This window comes from Paenibacillus camerounensis (genome assembly GCF_000723885.1).
Lineage (GTDB): Bacteria > Bacillota > Bacilli > Paenibacillales > Paenibacillaceae > Paenibacillus_AQ > Paenibacillus_AQ camerounensis.
The window spans coordinates 61,423-77,676 of sequence record NZ_CCDG010000021.1; the positions used below are offsets into that span (position 1 = coordinate 61,423).

Annotated in this window: 19 protein-coding genes; 15 read left to right on the forward strand and 4 right to left on the reverse strand. The window is 50.6% G+C overall.

All coding sequences use genetic code 11. The annotated features are described in order from the left end of the window. The first annotated feature begins 10 nt into the window (after nt 1-10). Nucleotides 11-697, forward strand: coding sequence for a 3D domain-containing protein (locus tag BN3772_RS08190; RefSeq protein WP_052380419.1), 687 nt, complete (start codon nt 11-13; stop codon nt 695-697). Nucleotides 698-781: 84 nt separating this feature from the next. On the opposite strand, the gene BN3772_RS08195 is transcribed toward BN3772_RS08190, so the two are convergent. Then, on the reverse strand, nt 782-1,666 hold the full coding sequence (locus tag BN3772_RS08195; protein WP_086074461.1) for a polysaccharide deacetylase family protein: 885 nt from the start codon (nt 1,664-1,666) through the stop codon (nt 782-784). Between the two features lie 212 nt (nt 1,667-1,878). On the opposite strand from BN3772_RS08195, the gene BN3772_RS08200 reads away from it, so the two are divergent. From BN3772_RS08200 to BN3772_RS08245, 10 genes are all read left to right on the forward strand, one after another. Further along, nucleotides 1,879-2,919: an NADH:flavin oxidoreductase/NADH oxidase gene (locus BN3772_RS08200; protein WP_042198603.1), complete on the forward strand. Its 1,041-nt coding sequence runs from the start codon at nt 1,879-1,881 to the stop codon at nt 2,917-2,919. Nucleotides 2,920-3,005: 86 nt separating this feature from the next. Further along, nucleotides 3,006-3,710: a dihydroorotate dehydrogenase electron transfer subunit gene (locus tag BN3772_RS08205; RefSeq protein WP_042198607.1), complete on the forward strand. Its 705-nt coding sequence runs from the start codon at nt 3,006-3,008 to the stop codon at nt 3,708-3,710. After that, complete coding sequence (locus BN3772_RS08210) at nt 3,703-4,647, forward strand: dihydroorotate dehydrogenase (protein WP_086074462.1); 945 nt, start codon at nt 3,703-3,705, stop codon at nt 4,645-4,647. Before BN3772_RS08205 ends, BN3772_RS08210 begins: the two co-directional genes overlap by 8 nt. Before the next feature lie 62 nt (nt 4,648-4,709). After that, entirely contained in the window at nt 4,710-5,048 is a 339-nt protein-coding gene (lpdD, locus tag BN3772_RS08215; protein WP_052380420.1) for a prenylated flavin chaperone LpdD, read from the forward strand. Between the two features lie 71 nt (nt 5,049-5,119). Then, a complete protein-coding gene (locus BN3772_RS08220) occupies nt 5,120-5,788 on the forward strand; it encodes a PspA/IM30 family protein (protein ID WP_039873692.1) in 669 nt (222 codons plus the stop codon). 123 nt (nt 5,789-5,911) lie between these two features. Next, a complete protein-coding gene (locus tag BN3772_RS08225) occupies nt 5,912-6,322 on the forward strand; it encodes a DUF350 domain-containing protein (RefSeq protein ID WP_042198613.1) in 411 nt (136 codons plus the stop codon). A 55-nt stretch (nt 6,323-6,377) separates the two neighbouring features. After that, a complete protein-coding gene (locus BN3772_RS08230; RefSeq protein WP_042177245.1) occupies nt 6,378-6,884 on the forward strand; it encodes a DUF4178 domain-containing protein in 507 nt (168 codons plus the stop codon). A gap of 144 nt (nt 6,885-7,028) precedes the next feature. Then, nucleotides 7,029-8,315 (forward strand): molybdopterin molybdotransferase MoeA, encoded by a 1,287-nt coding sequence (locus BN3772_RS08235; protein WP_042198615.1) that lies wholly within the window; start codon nt 7,029-7,031, stop codon nt 8,313-8,315. Nucleotides 8,316-8,462: 147 nt separating this feature from the next. Next, nucleotides 8,463-8,978, forward strand: coding sequence for a molybdopterin-guanine dinucleotide biosynthesis protein B (gene mobB, locus BN3772_RS08240; RefSeq protein WP_042198968.1), 516 nt, complete (start codon nt 8,463-8,465; stop codon nt 8,976-8,978). A 137-nt stretch (nt 8,979-9,115) separates the two neighbouring features. Next, nucleotides 9,116-9,466, forward strand: coding sequence for a cupin domain-containing protein (locus BN3772_RS08245; RefSeq protein WP_042198617.1), 351 nt, complete (start codon nt 9,116-9,118; stop codon nt 9,464-9,466). 47 nt (nt 9,467-9,513) lie between these two features. Here BN3772_RS08245 and BN3772_RS08250 read toward each other — a convergent pair whose 3' ends face one another. Both BN3772_RS08250 and xerS read right to left on the reverse strand, forming a co-directional pair. Continuing rightward, nucleotides 9,514-10,395, reverse strand: coding sequence for a pentapeptide repeat-containing protein (locus BN3772_RS08250; protein WP_042198619.1), 882 nt, complete (start codon nt 10,393-10,395; stop codon nt 9,514-9,516). A 70-nt stretch (nt 10,396-10,465) separates the two neighbouring features. Further along, nucleotides 10,466-11,548: a tyrosine recombinase XerS gene (gene xerS, locus BN3772_RS08255; protein WP_042198970.1), complete on the reverse strand. Its 1,083-nt coding sequence runs from the start codon at nt 11,546-11,548 to the stop codon at nt 10,466-10,468. Between the two features lie 124 nt (nt 11,549-11,672). Here xerS and BN3772_RS08260 point away from each other — a divergent pair, with 124 nt between their 5' ends. Together BN3772_RS08260 and BN3772_RS08265 are read left to right on the forward strand one after the other, a co-directional pair. Further along, the gene (locus BN3772_RS08260) at nt 11,673-12,182 is read left to right on the forward strand and encodes a GNAT family N-acetyltransferase (protein ID WP_042198621.1); all 510 of its coding nucleotides are present in this window, start codon (nt 11,673-11,675) and stop codon (nt 12,180-12,182) included. 44 nt (nt 12,183-12,226) lie between these two features. After that, on the forward strand, nt 12,227-13,330 hold the full coding sequence (locus BN3772_RS08265) for an AbrB family transcriptional regulator (protein WP_042198623.1): 1,104 nt from the start codon (nt 12,227-12,229) through the stop codon (nt 13,328-13,330). 362 nt (nt 13,331-13,692) lie between these two features. Here BN3772_RS08265 and BN3772_RS08270 read toward each other — a convergent pair whose 3' ends face one another. Beyond that, nucleotides 13,693-14,640, reverse strand: a complete 948-nt coding sequence (locus BN3772_RS08270; protein WP_042198625.1) for a Gfo/Idh/MocA family protein — start codon at nt 14,638-14,640, stop codon at nt 13,693-13,695. A gap of 112 nt (nt 14,641-14,752) precedes the next feature. Between BN3772_RS08270 and BN3772_RS08275 the strand changes: the two genes are divergently transcribed. Both BN3772_RS08275 and BN3772_RS08280 read left to right on the forward strand, forming a co-directional pair. Next, a complete protein-coding gene (locus tag BN3772_RS08275) occupies nt 14,753-15,709 on the forward strand; it encodes a helix-turn-helix transcriptional regulator (protein ID WP_042198627.1) in 957 nt (318 codons plus the stop codon). A gap of 134 nt (nt 15,710-15,843) precedes the next feature. Further along, entirely contained in the window at nt 15,844-16,197 is a 354-nt protein-coding gene (locus BN3772_RS08280; protein WP_244444709.1) for a zinc ribbon domain-containing protein, read from the forward strand. Nucleotides 16,198-16,254 lie beyond the last annotated feature (57 nt).

Here is a 16,254-nt window from a genome sequence, read left to right on the forward strand (position 1 = left end):
GGAGGCACATATGAAGACCAGATTCAGAGCCGTTACATTATTAGCTGCCGCTATAGGGATCAGCACAATGCTGCAATCAGCCCCCGTACAGGCAGACAGCGTACATATCGCAGGAGGAAGTACTACCTATTATACTCTATCAGGTTATTATGGCATAAGCGTCGATGAAATTATGAATGCTAATCCGGGTGTTACAGCGGGTAATATCTATCCGGGCCTAAGCCTTACGATCCCCGGAGTTACCTCTCCCAAAGCAACAGCTGCGCTCAAAACAACAATTGAAGCAGCGGCCGTCACTCAGGCCTCTGTTATCTCGGCCAGCCTGAACGTCGAAGCAGCTACCAATACTGTCGAGGCCTGGGGCAAGGAATTCAGCTATGCCAAGGTGATTCAGGTCAAAGCCTCCGCTTATTCCTCTGCTGCAAGCGAGAACGGTGGATGGGGTGCTGTCGATTATTTCGGTAATCCGCTGAAGCTGGGTACCATTGCAGTTGATCCGAGCGTAATACCGCTTGGAACGAAGGTGCTTGTAACAGGACACTCGCATCCCGGATTACCCAAGATGGCTTTTCTGGCTATAGCTTCGGATAAAGGCAGTGCTATTAAGGGCAACCGGATTGATATATTTATTCCGGGCAGCCAGAGCTCAGTTGCGGAATTTGGTTATCAGTACGTAAATTTGTTCATTATTGAATAGCATTTGAGGTAAGCGGATGAACATCATTATTCTTTACCGCACAAAACGGATACCGTCCTGTACAGGGGTATCCGTTTTGTTGTTTTATTTATTTTTGGAGACCTGCAGCATATGAGGCACCGTCACAAATGTATATCCCCTTTTACGCATAATTGTAATCACCTCAGGCAGCGCTTGAATGGTTCCCTGCAGATTGCTGCCTTTGCCGCCGCCCCCGTGCTGCAGAATTATTGCCCCCTTGCCTGCATGGGCTACAATATTGTTCCTGACCTGGGCTTTAGACAGGCCCCGCCAGTCCAGAGAATCCACATTCCAGTTCACCAGCTTGTAACCGTGTGCCTTGGCCCACTTCAGCTGCGGCTCGCTGATATCCCCGTAGGGAGGCCGGATCAGCTTCGGCTTGTAGCCGGCCAGTGCCGAGAGGATATTTTCAGTGCGGATAATCTGGGTGCGGAATTCATTCATTCCCAGCTTGCCGAACTCAGGATGATTATAGGAGTGGTTTCCAATGACATGTCCTTCACGTATAATACGCGCAATGAGCTCCGGGTGGCGTTCAGCCCTGCTGCCGACTACAAAAAAAGTGGCTTTGACCTGATATTTACGCAGGACATCCAGCAGCTGAGGAGTAAACCGCGGGTCTGGAACATCATCGAAGGTCAGTGCGATCATTCTGGTCCGCGGGCCCTGGGTCAATAGAGTCTCCGGATATTTACGGATCAGCTGGCTTAAAGTCAGCCCTTTGTTACGCTTACTGCGCCGGGCTGCAGCAGCTTTCAGGGGGGAGTCTGCAGGGATAGACTGCGGTGTATCCTTCTCCTCCTTTTGAAGCTGTTCCGGTTCCTGAGCCATAGTGCAGGCAGAGCCGGAGACGGCATCAGCATAACCGGAGGAGCTAATGCTGCCGGCAAGCAGCAGGAGAAGACAGAGCAGGATATGTAGCTTCCGGTTTTTTGGCAGCTGCTCCATACAGCCTCGCCTCCTTTTAACGTTGTATTCGCCTGTAAAGCTTCTATCTTCCAGGAACGCTGATTCCATTGTTATCCCCAGCCGTCACGGTATTTATGCCGGACTTTGAGCGGAATGCAAAGATTCACCACTGTCTTTATTCCGTGTATACTTAAGTTATCCGGGGGTTTAGCCCGGCAATGAAAAAAGCTGAATGAAGGAAGGGAACGGAAATGTCAGATTTGTTCACCCCGTATGAATTAAAGGCGCTCACTTTAAAAAACCGGGTGGTTATGCCCCCGATGTGCCAGTATGCAGTAGATCTGGAGGATGGCGTACCTAATGACTGGCATTTCGTGCATTATGTCAGCCGTGCGGTCGGCGGCACCGGCTTTATTATTGTAGAGATGAGCGGAATACATCCGGATGGACGGATTACGAATAAGGATACAGGCATTTGGGATGACGGTCAGCTTCCTGCTTTCCGTAAAATAACAGATGCAGTCCACGCCTACGGCACCAAAATTGCCATTCAGTTGGGACATGCCGGTCGCAAGGCGCAGGATGCCAATCCGCCTGTGGCACCTTCAGCAATTGCCTTTGATGATCGGTCGAAAACCCCGCAGGCGCTAAGCGCGGAGGGTATAACCGAGATGATTGCCGCTTACAGGGACGGGGCGAGAAGAGCGGTAGAGGCTGGCTTTGACACGGTAGAGCTGCATGGTGCGCACGGATATCTGATCCATCAGTTCCATTCTCCTCTGACGAATATCAGAGACGATGAGTACGGGGCTGATCCGTTTCTCTTCGGTGAACAGGTTGTCCAGGCGGTAAAGGAAGTGCTGCCGCCGGAAATGCCGCTGATCATGCGTATTTCCGCCAGAGAGTATGTTGAAGGCGGCTACGATGCAGCCTATGCGCTGGAATTCTGCCGCCGCTACAAAGCGGCCGGTGTGGACATGTTCCATGTCTCTTCAGGCGGTGAAGGTCCGGTTGGCTCGGCAGGTGTGCCGAATGCCGGACCGGCATATCAGGTAGATCTGGCAGAGTATATCCGCAGCGGCTTGCAGATTCCGGTGATTGCTGTCGGCAAGCTGGATGACTACCGCGAGGCACAAGCAGTTATTGAGGAGAAAAAGGCAGAGCTGGTAGCAGTCGGAAGAGCCATGCTCAGTGATCCTTATTGGGCGCTGCATGCAGAAGAGGCGCTGGGCGGAGTAGATAAAGCCAATGTGCCGGTGCCGTATGAACGCGGAGTATGGAAAAGAAAATAGATTATTAATAATGTGAAGTAAGTCACAGATTTTCAGCTCCTTCTAAGGCATGGTTAATAAGATAAAATTTGAAGGAGCTTGATAACGTGGCGACGGTAATCAGTAACGAGCGGCTGGCTAATGGGGTATATCACCTTCGGGTTGAAGGGGATCACGGCGGTAAAATGGGTCAATTCTACATGCTGCGGGCATGGGGAGCCTATCCGCTGCTGTCGAGGCCTCTTAGTATACATCAGGTGAATGATGACGGTGTGGAATTTCTGTATCATGTTGTTGGTGAGGGAACCGAAATTTTTGCCGAACTGACTCCCGGAGATGCCATTCAGCTTGAAGGACCCTTTGGCAACGGCTTCCCTGAAGTAGAAGGGAAGGTTGCCCTGATCGGCGGAGGCATCGGGATTGCGCCGCTGTATTATTGCGCACGGCAGCTTCCTGACAGTGATGTGTATCTGGGCTTCAGCAGAGAAGCCTTCCGGACAGAGGCCTTCCGGCCTCTGGCAGCTGAGCTTACCGTTGACGTCGGCGGACTTATTCTGAATAGTGTGGATTTTAACAGCTATGACCATATCTTCGTCTGCGGGCCTCAGCCGATGCTGAAGGCGGCTCAGATGAAGGGTGCTGCAGCCGGAGCCGGCGGCAGAAGCCCTAAAGTGTATCTGTCTTTGGAGAACCGGATGGCCTGCGGAATAGGTGCCTGCCTCGTCTGCAGCGTATCCTGCCGTGACGGACAGCGGAAGGCTTGTACAGACGGACCTGTATTCCTTGCTGAGGAGGTTGTTTTCCATGATTAGTACTTCGGTTGATACAACAGCGACAATTGCGGGTGTTCATTTTAAGAACCCGGTCGTAATGGCTTCAGGGACCTTTGGCTTCGGCAAAGAGTATGGCAAGCTGTATGATGTTGACATATTGGGCGGAATCTCCGGCAAGGGGCTTACTCTGCACGCCAAGGCCGGTAATGCGGGCATACGGGTATATGAGACAGCATCCGGTCTGCTGAACAGTGTAGGACTTGAAAATCCGGGCGTTGAAGCCTTCCTGAGCAAGGAGCTGCCTTACTGGGAGACACTGGACACCGCACGTATCGTGAATCTTGGCGGCAATACGCTGGCAGATTATGTGCTCGGGGCAGAGCTGATCCAGCGGGATGCTAATCAGCGGGCGCTGGAGGGCAGGAAGGCTGTAGACATGATAGAGCTTAATATTTCCTGCCCTAACGTCAAGGAAGGCGGAATTGCGTTCGGTGTCAAGACACCGGCCGCCAAGGAGGTTGTCCGTGCAGTGAGGGCCGCTACAAGCCTGCCGCTTGCTGTGAAGCTGTCACCAAACGCTGAGGATATCGCCGAGATGGCTGAGATGTGTGAAGCGGAGGGCGCAGATGCTGTTTCGCTGATTAATACCATATCCGGGATGAAGATTGACGTGCGCCGCCGCCGGAGCGTATTCAACAACCTGTATGCAGGGCTGTCAGGACCTGCGATTAAGCCGGTTGCCTTGCGGATGGTGCATCAGGTTGCTAACCGGGTAACCATCCCGGTAATCGGAATGGGCGGTATTACTTCAGCGACAGATATTATTGAATTCATTATGGCCGGCGCTACAGTTGTCCAGGTTGGAACGTATAATTTCATGAACATGCGGGCCGGCAGCACGCTGGTTGAGGAGCTGCACCAGTTCATGCTGGAGGAGAACATTTCGTCCTTGGATGAAATCCGCGGGATTGTCTAAATCCTGCTTGAGTGAGACAACCGCCGGAACTAAGGTTAATATTATAGATAGGGGGAGCACAGTTGCCGCCTGAGACACAGGAGTTTGATGATATTGAGCTGTCAGCCATTCAAGCCGGAGCCGACCTGCTGCTGCTCATTACAGGCGGTGTCCGCCATATCGGCGCTGCAAGCACAGCCTTCATCGACGGGGGGGCAGTGAGCGCGGGGACAACAGCCGTTCCCCATCATAAGGAACATACGATCAGTGAGGATATCGCCCGCAGAGCTGCCGCTGCGCTGAACTGCACGGTAACGGTTGTGATGGGCATTCACTATGATCATTTGAGTAAAGAAGGCATCATGCAAGTCGTCCGGACGGTTAATAATAAAGTGGATCAATATTTGGCGCAACAAAAATGAAACGATACTGGCACTCCCTGCGTAAAAGAATACCAAGTGAGCAGTTAACTTTTATTTTGGAGGAATGAACCATGTCTATATTTAAACGTTTGCGTGATTTGACCATGTCCAATGTGAATGCCATTATTGACAAAGCAGAAGATCCAATCAAAATGACCGACCAGTATATCCGTGATATGACAGAGGATCTTGAGGATGCAGAGAAGGCGGTAGCCGCCCAGATCGCGATTGAGAAGAAATTCAAACAGCTGTACGAAGAGCAGGAAGCCCTTGTTGCCAAGCGTAATCAGCAGGCTCACACCGCAGCCCAGGCCGGTAACGTTGATCTGGCCCGCAGAGCGCTGGAAGAGAAGAAATCGGCTGAAGCGAAGCTGGTGGAATACAAGGCAAGCTTTGATCAGAATAAGGCTTCTGCGGACAACCTGCGTGCCAAGCTGGATGAAATGCGCAAGCAGCTTACCCAGATGAAGAACAAACGCGAGACGCTGGTTGCCCGTTATAATGCAGCCAAGGCCCAGACCGAAATTAACAAAGCAATGAGCGGATTCAGCTCTGATTCGGCATCAGCCGGCCTGAAGCGGATGGAAGAGAAGATGCTAGCTGCTGAAGCGCAGGCTGAAGCCAGCAACGAGATGAATTCAGGCACGAAATCGCTGGACGATGAGTTCGAGAAGCTTGGCAAGGATCAGGCTGTAGAAGACGAGCTCGCAGCGCTGATGAAGCAGTACGACAAGCAGTAACATAAGATAAGCCGGTCCTGAGCCGGTTACAGCAGGCGGAGGAGAGACGGAAGCAGGATCTCCTTCGCCTTATCTATGCTTGCTGTAGCGGACAGGTAAAATGAACAAGCGGGGGCTAATGAAATGGATTTCCATACGCTGGTGTCCATGGTTGTGTGGACGGTGAGCGGCGCAGTGCTGCTATTTGTGCTGATGTACGTGGATTCGCTGTTTACCCGTTATAACGATCTGGAAGAAATGAAAGCAGGTAATATGGCAGTTACGGCCCGTTTTCTGCTGAAGCTGCTGGCGCAGGGTTATATTCTGTCTTGCTCTCTTGCTTCATCGAGCAGCCTGGGAGATGCACTAATCGTATCCGTCGTATCCTTCTGTCTGCTGTTTATTGTAGAAAAGGCCGTTGAGCTGCTGCTCGGGAAATGGGGCAAAATCGACCTTGATCACGGAACGCGTCTGGGCAAAATCGGATACGGTCTGCTGGCAGGCTTTCTTCACGTGAACGGGGCTCTAATCATTACTGCGTTTATCCGCGGATAATGCGGAATTTGTAAGCTTCACAATCATTAAACCACTTATTAAAGGATGATGGAATTTGAGCATCTGGAAAAGAATCGGCAATCTCTTCTCCAAGCCTCCGGCACCGGAAGCGCCCAAAAGCATGCTGAATCTCGCCCCCGGAGATATCTGTGAAGTATCTCTGGTTACCTACGAGGTAACCGGCCGGACGAAGACCACCGGACGTAATGCCGTCGTGCTGACACTGCGGGACGGCAGCCGGATTGCCTATCTGCATGTTGAAGAGCGGGAACAGCTGCAATACGCGCTCTATCAGCCGATTGACGGGCGTCTGGACAATCCGGCAGAGGTGCCGGCAACGCTGGAGCTGGACGGATACACCTTTCATCTGGAGGAAGAATACGAAGGCTACGCTGCGGTTACCGGCCAGACTCCTTATATGAACGGCGGAACCCAGCATGTCTGGCAGTACCAGTCAGATGATTACAGGCTGCTGCGGGTGGAGTGGCAGAACGGACGTTTTATGCTCTACGACGGGGAGAAAATTATCCCGGCCGATGTCCGGGTCATCCGGGCAACGTAAGCTTACACAGCCGATTAAAGAAGTGAGGATGCCTATGCGGTTCCGCAAGGCGTCCTTTTTGTGCTTTTATAGCTGTAAATTCAACTTTTTACCGTCCCATGTTAATATAGTGTGAGAAAAACATCAGGAATAACGGAGGTAGTCATGGACAGACACCGGGATAAAAAGGATCAGAAGTTCCAGCGTAAAGCACTGCAGGTACAGGAAGCCCAGGCACGGGTCATGCAATATGCCAGGCCTCTCGGTTCAGAGGAAGTACCGCTAAGCCAGAGCTGCGGGCGTGTACTGGCAGAGCCGCTTACTGCGCCGCATCCGTTTCCGGCGTTTAACCGTTCGGGTATGGACGGGTATGCAGTTATAGCTGCTGATACTGCAAACTGTAATACGGAGCAGCCGGTATGGCTTGCGGTCGTGGATAATATCCCGTGCGGCTCAGTGCCTTCAGCAGTGATAACATCCGGTACGGCAGCGCGGATTATGACCGGAGCCCAGGTGCCGGAGGGCGCAGATACCGTTGTAATGGTTGAGATCACCGAAACCAAAGAAATGGACGGCCAAGTGTATGTAGGTCTCCGCAAACCACAGCAGGCGGGCAGCAATATTACACCTCTGGGTTTTGAATTAAAAGAAAGCGAGCAGGTCCTTCCGGCAGGACGTTGCATCTCGGCCGGGGATATCGCCGTGCTTGCTGCCTTCGGCGTGCCTCTGGTTTCAGTTCACAGGCGTCCGAAAGTGGCTGTGTTTGCGACGGGATCGGAGCTGCTGGAGGTGGATGAACCGCTGCAGCCCGGTAAGATCCGTAACAGCAATTCGCCTATGCTGGAGGCACTGGTCAGAGAGGCCGGCGGAGAGGCGGTTATGCTGGGGGCGATTGCCGATGATCTGGAGCTGGCGCGCAGCAGGGTGCAGATGGCGCTTGAGACCCATGATTTGGTTATCACATCCGGGGGAGTCTCTGTCGGCGACTATGATATTATGGGTGACCTGGTGCGTGAAAAAAGCAGCGAAATGCTGTTCAATAAGGTTACCATGCGTCCGGGAAGTGTTACGACCGCAGCTGTACGCGGGGGGAAGCTGCTGCTCGCTCTGTCCGGGAATCCCGGAGCAAGCTTTGTTGGGTTCCATCTGTTTGCCCGGCCAGTCATCTCGCTGATGCTGGGATTGACCCGGCCTTTGCTTCCGGAATGGACTGCCGTTATGGGTACAGATTATAGCAGAGTGAACAATTATACCCGGTTTGTACGGGCCAGGCTGGCAGTCCACGACGGGGTTGTCCAGGCCTATCCGGCAACTATCGATGAGTCCTCTGTTATGGTTACCATTAAGGACAGCGACTGCCTGATCGTTGTTCCGCCCGAAGTACGCGGTTTGAAGACCGGGGATAAAGTGAAGGTATTGAAGCTTCCGGGTGAACTCCGCGGGCAGGAATGAGAGGGGGAGGTACGATTGCGGCGCAGGAAAAATAACATTAATGGCGGAGGGCAGCACCTGCAGCAGAATCTCAACCGGCGCGTTCGGGGAATACAGGTGAGTAGAACCTCTTCCTTGCAGGCAGCGGGGAACAGAGATACTGAGAGCTTGAATAAACCGGTTGTCTGGCAAATTGTCGGCTACAAAAATAGCGGGAAAACCTCCTTGGTCTGTGCGCTTATCCCATTACTAAGTCAGGAGGGAAAGCGTGTAGCTGTCATTAAGCATGACGGCCATGATTATGACATGGATCATCGCGATACAGATACCTGGAAGCATAGACAAGCCGGTGCGATGGCGGTTGCCATTACGAGCACAGCACGCACATCTGTTATTGAAGAGCAGGGCAGCAGCCTGCAGGAGCTGATTGCGGGTTTTTCCGGCTATGATTACGTTCTGGTGGAAGGCTTCAAGCAGGAAGCATACCCGAAAATAGTGCTGATAAGACAGCATGACGACCTTGAATTACTGCAGCAGACCCGTAATATTGCCGCAATAGCGGCATGGGAACAAATGATCCCGTGTGTCTGTGCAGCAGCTCAACGGCAGCGTGAACGGATTTTTGAAATCAATGATATTTCGGGCATTGCTGACTTTTTATACAATCAACGATCTGATTTTTAAAATTTCAACATATGAAAAATTCACAATAGATTTACGGAAAATCAACTGCTGCTGCTGATCAGCAGCTATTTAACACCTGTATAAAGGAAGGGCGGTTCCAGGCCCCTGGTTAGGGAATAAGAAGGAGGATTGCACGAGTGACAATCAGCAAGCAAAATGCAGAGCACTACGTATGGGGAGAGGGATGTGACGGATGGTATTTAGTCAACGATGATAAGCTTAGTATCATCCACGAGCGGATGCCGGCGGATACAGTAGAAGTAAGGCATTATCATGAGAAATCCCGGCAGTTTTTCTTTATACTGTCCGGTACGGCTACACTGGAAGTGGATGGCGTTGAATATACCTTAAAGCCCCAGGAGGGAAAAGAGGTCCCGCCGCTTGTTGCGCACCAAATGTTAAATAAATCTGGTAACGACGTCGAATTTCTGGTTACTTCCCGGCCGCCCAGTAAGGGCGACCGTATAGTAGTTGAGCCGGCCGATTAAGCCTGGCTAAATATAAGGATAAAAGGATGATAACATTGGACCAGAGGCTAATGTGCCTTCATGCCAGCCCAATGCTCAGGCCGGACCAAAGATCCGGGAAGCTTCGTAGCCCCGTCCCCCTTGGCGGCATTCACCTGAAACTGGGTCAGGAACAGACTGCCGGTAAGATCAGCGCCGCAGATATTGGCATCGCGGAAATCGGCTCCGATCAGATCCGCTGCCCGGAGATCTGATCCGCTAAGGTCGGCGGCGATCAGCCAGGCTCCGCGCAGGCTGACCCCGCGCAGATCGGCTCCTTTGAGCCGCGCTCCGATCAGGTCAGCGCCGCGCCCGTAGGTTTTCTGACGCTTAGGCGCCGGCTGTAGCTCTCTCCGGGCAGCCTCTCTTGTAAGCTCGCTTGCCTTTATCAGCAGTTCATTAACCTCCTGCCGGTGTACAGGGATATCAAGCGAGAGCAGTGATTCCGGGTCAAGCAAGGTAAGCTGCTCTGTCCGGTCCCATGCAGCAGCCAGTGCGGCATGAACGGGCTCTGCGGCCGGCCTGGCAAGCGCCTCAGCTATGTACCACAGCAATTCGTGAAGCTGGCGCATTACCGGGAAGACCTCGAACATCTGGCCGGCAGTGAAAGGGGCCTTACGCCAGTCAACTCCGCCATAAGTGGTCAGCGATACTTTTTGTCCTGCGCCGAAGCAGTCATATACGGTGCAGCCGCGCATACCAGACTCTCTTAGCCGGGTATGAATTCCGCAGCGGAAATCCTCTTTCAGGTTGTGGCAGGGCTGACCGGCCGCTTTATCCATTGCGAAATCGGATGACTGGGCAAAGGGCAGGGCAGCACAGCATAATCCGAAGCATTGTTCACAATCCGTGCGCAGACTGAGCCGCTTTTCTCCGGCGGAACAGTTTGTTAACTCTTCATTTTCAAACAACGAATTTCCCTCCAGCAATATAACTAATGATTAATGATAGATAGGTAATAATGCCATTATAGTGACAGGCTCAGCTGTCCTGGCGCCGTTCGATCGCTTCAGACATCGTTTTATCTGTCAGGTGGGCATAGACCTCAGTCGTTTCGGTTGAGGCATGTCCAAGCTGTTCTTTAGTCTTGTAGATATCGTTCTGCAAATAGTAGTCGGTAGCGAACGAATGGCGCAGCTTATGGACGGTGAGATAAGGCTTGCCGAAACGTTTGGCGTATTTGATAATCATCTCTTGAATCGCCCGCTTAGTCATGCGCTTGCCTTCCTTACTGCCGTTGGGTAGTGCAATGAAAAGCGCTTTTTCACGTTTTGGTGTTTTGTAACGGGCCTGGCGGAGGCTCAGATACTGGGCCAGATCGTCTTTGGCCTGCTCGCGGAAATACACCGGAGTCTTGAAGGTTTCATCGTTATTACCTTTACGGTATACATAGAGCAGCTTGTTGTTTACATCCACATCGTCGATATTCAGATTAACAACCTCAGATACCCGCAGTCCTGAATTAAGGATCAGGCTTGCAATACAAGCATCCCGTTCCCGGTTTTGCTGGAAGGAATAATAGGCCTGCTTGTTAGCCTCCACATCTTGTCCGTAGCCTTCATAAATATAGCCGACGAACTCCAGCAGCTCCTCCTCCTCAAGGATTTTGCCTTTAAGCTTGGCGGCGGTGTCCTTAGGCTTATGGATGCGTTTGATTTCGACTTTGGCCATAATATTGCGCTTCAGCAGCGGATAGAAGTTCTCATCCTCGGCAATCTGGCTCAAATAATGGAATAGGGAGCGCAGGGCAGACAGCTTACGGGAGACCGTAACCCGGGAGTTGGCACTCTCGGCGCGGGTAGTCAGATACAGGCGGTAGCCGACAATGCTGTCCATATGAAGCGTTTCTAGTTCCAGTAGGGTAATGCTGGCATTACTCTCCGCAGCGGACAGACCCTCCGCCCGGAGCCAGCCGAAAAAGGATTCATAATCCCGGATATACTCCAGCAGGGTGGAGGGGGACAGATCCGGACGTTTAAAGTCAATGAACTGCTGGACATACCAGGGCATGTGAACTACACGCTGATCCAGATGCTTGCGGTCACTGTTTTTTTGAATGCTGATGACAATCACCTTTTTCTGAGTTTGCAATTTTATTGGAAATAGGGCTGTATGTTACGTGGGTTTGTCTATTTTATCATAAAGTTATATGATGTGTATTAAAACGTTAAGCACAGAGGTGAGCCCAATGGAACTTGGAATCGAGCTGGTTCCCAAGGAGCAGAAAGAAATGATCAGCAAGCTGATGCAGTTTTATCTTTATGATTTTACCCGCTATCTGGACATTCAGGTGGACCGTGAAGGCAATTTCCCGGCGTATCCGGGCCTTGAAGCATACTGGAGCAGCGGTAACAATAAATTTGCTTATCTGTTTACTGTAGACGGGAATATCGCCGGCTTTGCACTGGTGGACCGTCTGCTGCGGGACCCGGAAGGGCAATTTTATATGACTGAATTTTTTGTTATGCAGAAGTACCGCCGCAGCGGAGTAGGAACATGGGCAGCACACAGGCTGTTTGACATGTTCCCCGGAGACTGGAAGGTCTCGCAGATCCGCGCGAATACACCGGCCCGCAACTTCTGGCACAGGGTAATCGGCGAATACACGAGCGGGGATTTCAAAGAGCGCTTTAACCCGCGGCAGGGGAATCCGAGCCAGTACTTCAGCACAGTAAATGCTGCCGGAGCCAAAAAATAACGATGAGACGTTAACTCTGAACGGAAGCAGGAAAAGAGGTTTAGATGAAATCAGCAACAGATGTACCAGATCCGCTTAAGCTCGCAATCACACTGATGACTGCACTCGCAGGCGGGGGGATATTCATGATCCTGAACCTGCCGGTTCCATGGCTGCTCGGTCCGATGATCGCAACCTTGATTGGATCTAATCTGCGCAAGCAATATTATACCTGGCCTAGTCCGCTCAGGAACACGGGAATGATTATCGTCGGCTATACCATCGGCCTTTCATTAACCGCGCCGGCATTGAGGGAAATGGCGGGACAGCTGCCATCAATGCTCCTGATGACGGGGCTGCTGCTGCTTTTTTGTGCAGGAATTGCCGTCATTGTCTCCAGAATATCCGGTATGAATTACAAGACAATCCTGCTCGGAAGCATACCAGGCGGATTGACACAGATGATTGTGCTGGCGGAAGAATCCGAGAACGTTAATCTGACTGTTGTGACTGTGATCCAGGTGGTCCGCCTGATGATGATTATTATCGGGGTACCGCTGCTGATATTTAGTCCGCTTGTAGGAAACAGTTCAGGAATCGGGTCAGTAGTCCCTGTTGGTATGGAGCTCACAGCCGGCTGGACGGGTATAGATTCGAATTTCCTGATCTTCGCCGCCGCCTGTACCTTCTGTGCAATTGCCGGACAAAAGGTAAGATTTCCGACAGCCTATCTGCTTGGTCCGGCGCTAATTACCTCGGGTCTGCAGATCAGCGGACTGCAAGGACCTGTACTGCCCGCAATCCTGCTGAATGCTGCCCAGCTTATGATAGGGGTGTTTGTGGGCATGCTGCTCGATCCGCGCAAGCTGAACAATAAGCTGCTTACATTGTCACTGGCTATCGGCAGCAGCGTTGTGCTGATCGGCGGTGCTTATCTGATGAGTCTGGGGTTTGCATATATTGATGCTGTCTCCGTATCTACGGCAATACTTAGCCTGGCACCGGGGGGAATGGACCAGATGAGTCTGATCGCCCATGAGGTAGGGGCGGATTTGCCGACGGTGGCTGGTTACCAGCTGTTCCGGACCTTTTTTATCTTTTTTGCCGTACCGCCGCTGTTCAAGCTCATTTTTCGGGAAAAGAAGAGGGGAGCAACCCTAACAGGTTAACATAGCTATAGTTATGTTAACTTTGTTTTGTTGCAGTTGTAGCGGGAAACTGAAAACTAATAATTAATCAATTAATCAGCAACAGTTAACATAACAATAAGTATGTTAACTGTTGCTATTTTCACTTCGCCACATCCCCCCTGCATCTTTTTAATATTATTTCAACATATGAAAAATTCATAATAGAAAGCCCAAAATATATCCCCCCTTGATACACATTGCTGAAACACACATACAACCTCCCTAAATACAAAAAACACAAGTAGAAACGGCTATGCCGACCTTCAGAGAAGGCGGTAACCGTTCCTGCGAGAAATATAAGGATTAATGATAGCGTATAACATATAAAATCTTATATGAGGTTAATGAACCAACGCTGTGAGCCGTTTTTTTAGCTCAAGTGCAGTGTTAAGAGCAGACAGCGCATGATCCAGCGAAAGTATAGACTCTGTACCGTCCTTGAAGCAATTCAGCGCATAACGCAGACTTTCCTCATATGGGTTGACCTTGTCGAGAACGACCTCTTGTCTTCCAGAGCTGCTGTATTCATAGAGTGCTGTATCTACGCCACCCCGCATATCATCTTTTTCATGAAATTCAAGCTTGCCCTGCTCAAAGTAAGCCTCATAACCGACCTTAAAAGGATAAGCTGAGGGCATTAAGGAGGCTGCGATAACCTGAGCATTGATCTGCGGTGTATCAAAGGCTGCCTGAACCAGAGATTGGCCGGTGTGTGAACCCACTGTACCCCAGACGCTTATTAAAGCAGCATCCTTTAGTGTCCAGGTTATAAAATCAAGCTCATGGATCATCAGGCTAACTGTAATCTTATCGAGGCCCAGATCTCCCCATAATGGCGGCGTTTCCCGGGATAAACTTACCTTTAGAAGCCGGCCGTATTTCTCCTGCTGCAAAGACTCATATAGGTACCGGTATGCAGGATCAAATTTGATGAACTGGTTGACGAATACTCTTTTAGCTGATTGTGCTTCGGCTTGTTTCATGGCGATAGCATCTTCCATAGTGAGGCATACCGGCGTTTCACAGAATACATGCTTTCCGGCTTGCAGTGCCAGCAGGGTATACTGCTTATGTAGTTCCGATGGAAGGCAGATATCAATAATATCTATTCCGGGATCGTTAATTACTTCATCCAGAGAAGTAGAGATTTCAATGTCTAATTCTTTTTTGAGCTTCAGCAGCTTTTCTTCATTCCGTCCGAAGAGGACCACACGGTTAACCTTCTCTAATTTGCTTAAAATACCTGCGTGGTAAGCTCCGAATCCGGTGCCTAATATACCAATGTTCATTTACAACAGCTCCTTATGTCTGATACATTTCATAATAAACTACGATTGTTGACAACTGTTTGGCAAGAATAATCCGGTGGGCGTAAAAAGAAATGAAGGAGGCCGGTTAGCGATGCGTGTTCACCGTTTAATAGCAATTCTATTGCTGATTGAATCCCGCGGGAAAATGAAGGCCAGTGAGCTCGCGGCCGCACTAGAGACGTCAGCCCGTTCTATTTACCGGGATATAGATATTCTGGCGGAAGCCGGACTTCCAATGGTGACTACAACCGGTCCGAACGGCGGGATCTCCCTGATGGAGGGTTACACGCTTAATCTGCGCCAATTGAATGGCGATGAGGTGGTCCATTTGTATTTAACGGGAATGGGGTTCCATACAGGGCAGCAGGGAGAATCGGGCTTACAGCTCAAGAATGCCCTGCTCAAACTGGAGAAGACCTTGCCCGAAGCCTATCAGGCCGATATCCGCAAGGCGAAGAGTGTTTTTCATTTTGATCCTACGCCTTGGTGGAACGAACGTCCGGCAATTCCCTGTCTGGAAAGGCTGCGGTCAGCACTGTGGCGTTCTCTCAAAATCAGAATTGAATACAGTAAGGTTAATGGAGCGGTATCCAGCCGTACGCTGCAGCCGTATGGACTTGTTGTAAAGCAAGGGGAATGGTATCTGGTCGGCTTTTGTGAATCGGCTGAGGATCTGCGTACTTTTAAATGTGAACGGATTACAGGGGCTGAGCTGCTTGAGGAGGACTATGACATTCCTGCTGATTTTTCATTGGAGGCGTACTGGAGCAGCCGTGAGAATATATTTAAGCATAACCGCAGGGCAGAGGAATACTATCCGGTGGTTATCCGGTTGAACCAGCCTTGTCCTGAAGCCGTTAGCAGGCTGGAATTGTTGAGTGTTGCAGCTGAACAGGAGGCTCAGATCCTGACTGTTAACATGTATAGCTATGAGCAGGCGTGTGACAAAGTGATGGCTTTGCCTACTAATGTAGAGGTTCTGCAGCCGGTAGTGCTGAGAGAATATATCAGAGAGAAAAGTCTGCTTTTGCAAAAGCTATATATTTGATTTGTAATAATGAGATGTGTTCATAATGAATTAACATATTAATTATTATGTTAACTTTATTGCTGGGTTTAAACTTTTCTCATAGAATGATTGATTCTCCTACCCTGCATAGGTAAAATTATTCATTGAGTGCCGTGGGAGTATTCGGAATCTTTTGGACGATTATGGCTATACAGATGGGGGCACCGATATTTTTTGCAGCGTTCGGCATCATTTTTGTCGGGTTGGCTATCGGGCAGGCAATTTATCATTTTAAGAATGCAACGGGCGAGAACCGGATGTCGCTGCTGGACATCACAGAAGCTAATGAAGAACCGGACCCTCTGGACCGTTTTCTTCAAAAATCTGCAGGTCCCGCTTCTCACAGCCGTGAATTCCAGGATGATAATAGTGAGCACGGCTCAAGTTACTGCCCTTATTGCGGCAGCAAGGTGACGAATACGGCTTACCAGTTCTGCCCGAAATGCGGCAAGGCATTGGAGTCTTAGACGGATATCGAATGATTAATTACAATAAAACAGCGGCAGCTCAGGACCTGATGGTCC

Coding starts and splice junctions, on each gene's coding strand:
- BN3772_RS08195 (WP_086074461.1), bottom strand. CDS start 1,666: ATGGAGCAGCTGCCAAAAAACCGGAAGCTACATATCCTGCTCTGTCTT.
- BN3772_RS08260 (WP_042198621.1), top strand. CDS start 11,673: ATGGAACTTGGAATCGAGCTGGTTCCCAAGGAGCAGAAAGAAATGATC.
- BN3772_RS08275 (WP_042198627.1), top strand. CDS start 14,753: ATGCGTGTTCACCGTTTAATAGCAATTCTATTGCTGATTGAATCCCGC.
- BN3772_RS08270 (WP_042198625.1), bottom strand. CDS start 14,640: ATGAACATTGGTATATTAGGCACCGGATTCGGAGCTTACCACGCAGGT.
- BN3772_RS08220 (WP_039873692.1), top strand. CDS start 5,120: ATGTCTATATTTAAACGTTTGCGTGATTTGACCATGTCCAATGTGAAT.
- BN3772_RS08210 (WP_086074462.1), top strand. CDS start 3,703: ATGATTAGTACTTCGGTTGATACAACAGCGACAATTGCGGGTGTTCAT.
- BN3772_RS08200 (WP_042198603.1), top strand. CDS start 1,879: ATGTCAGATTTGTTCACCCCGTATGAATTAAAGGCGCTCACTTTAAAA.
- BN3772_RS08235 (WP_042198615.1), top strand. CDS start 7,029: ATGGACAGACACCGGGATAAAAAGGATCAGAAGTTCCAGCGTAAAGCA.
- BN3772_RS08190 (WP_052380419.1), top strand. CDS start 11: ATGAAGACCAGATTCAGAGCCGTTACATTATTAGCTGCCGCTATAGGG.
- BN3772_RS08265 (WP_042198623.1), top strand. CDS start 12,227: ATGAAATCAGCAACAGATGTACCAGATCCGCTTAAGCTCGCAATCACA.
- BN3772_RS08225 (WP_042198613.1), top strand. CDS start 5,912: ATGGATTTCCATACGCTGGTGTCCATGGTTGTGTGGACGGTGAGCGGC.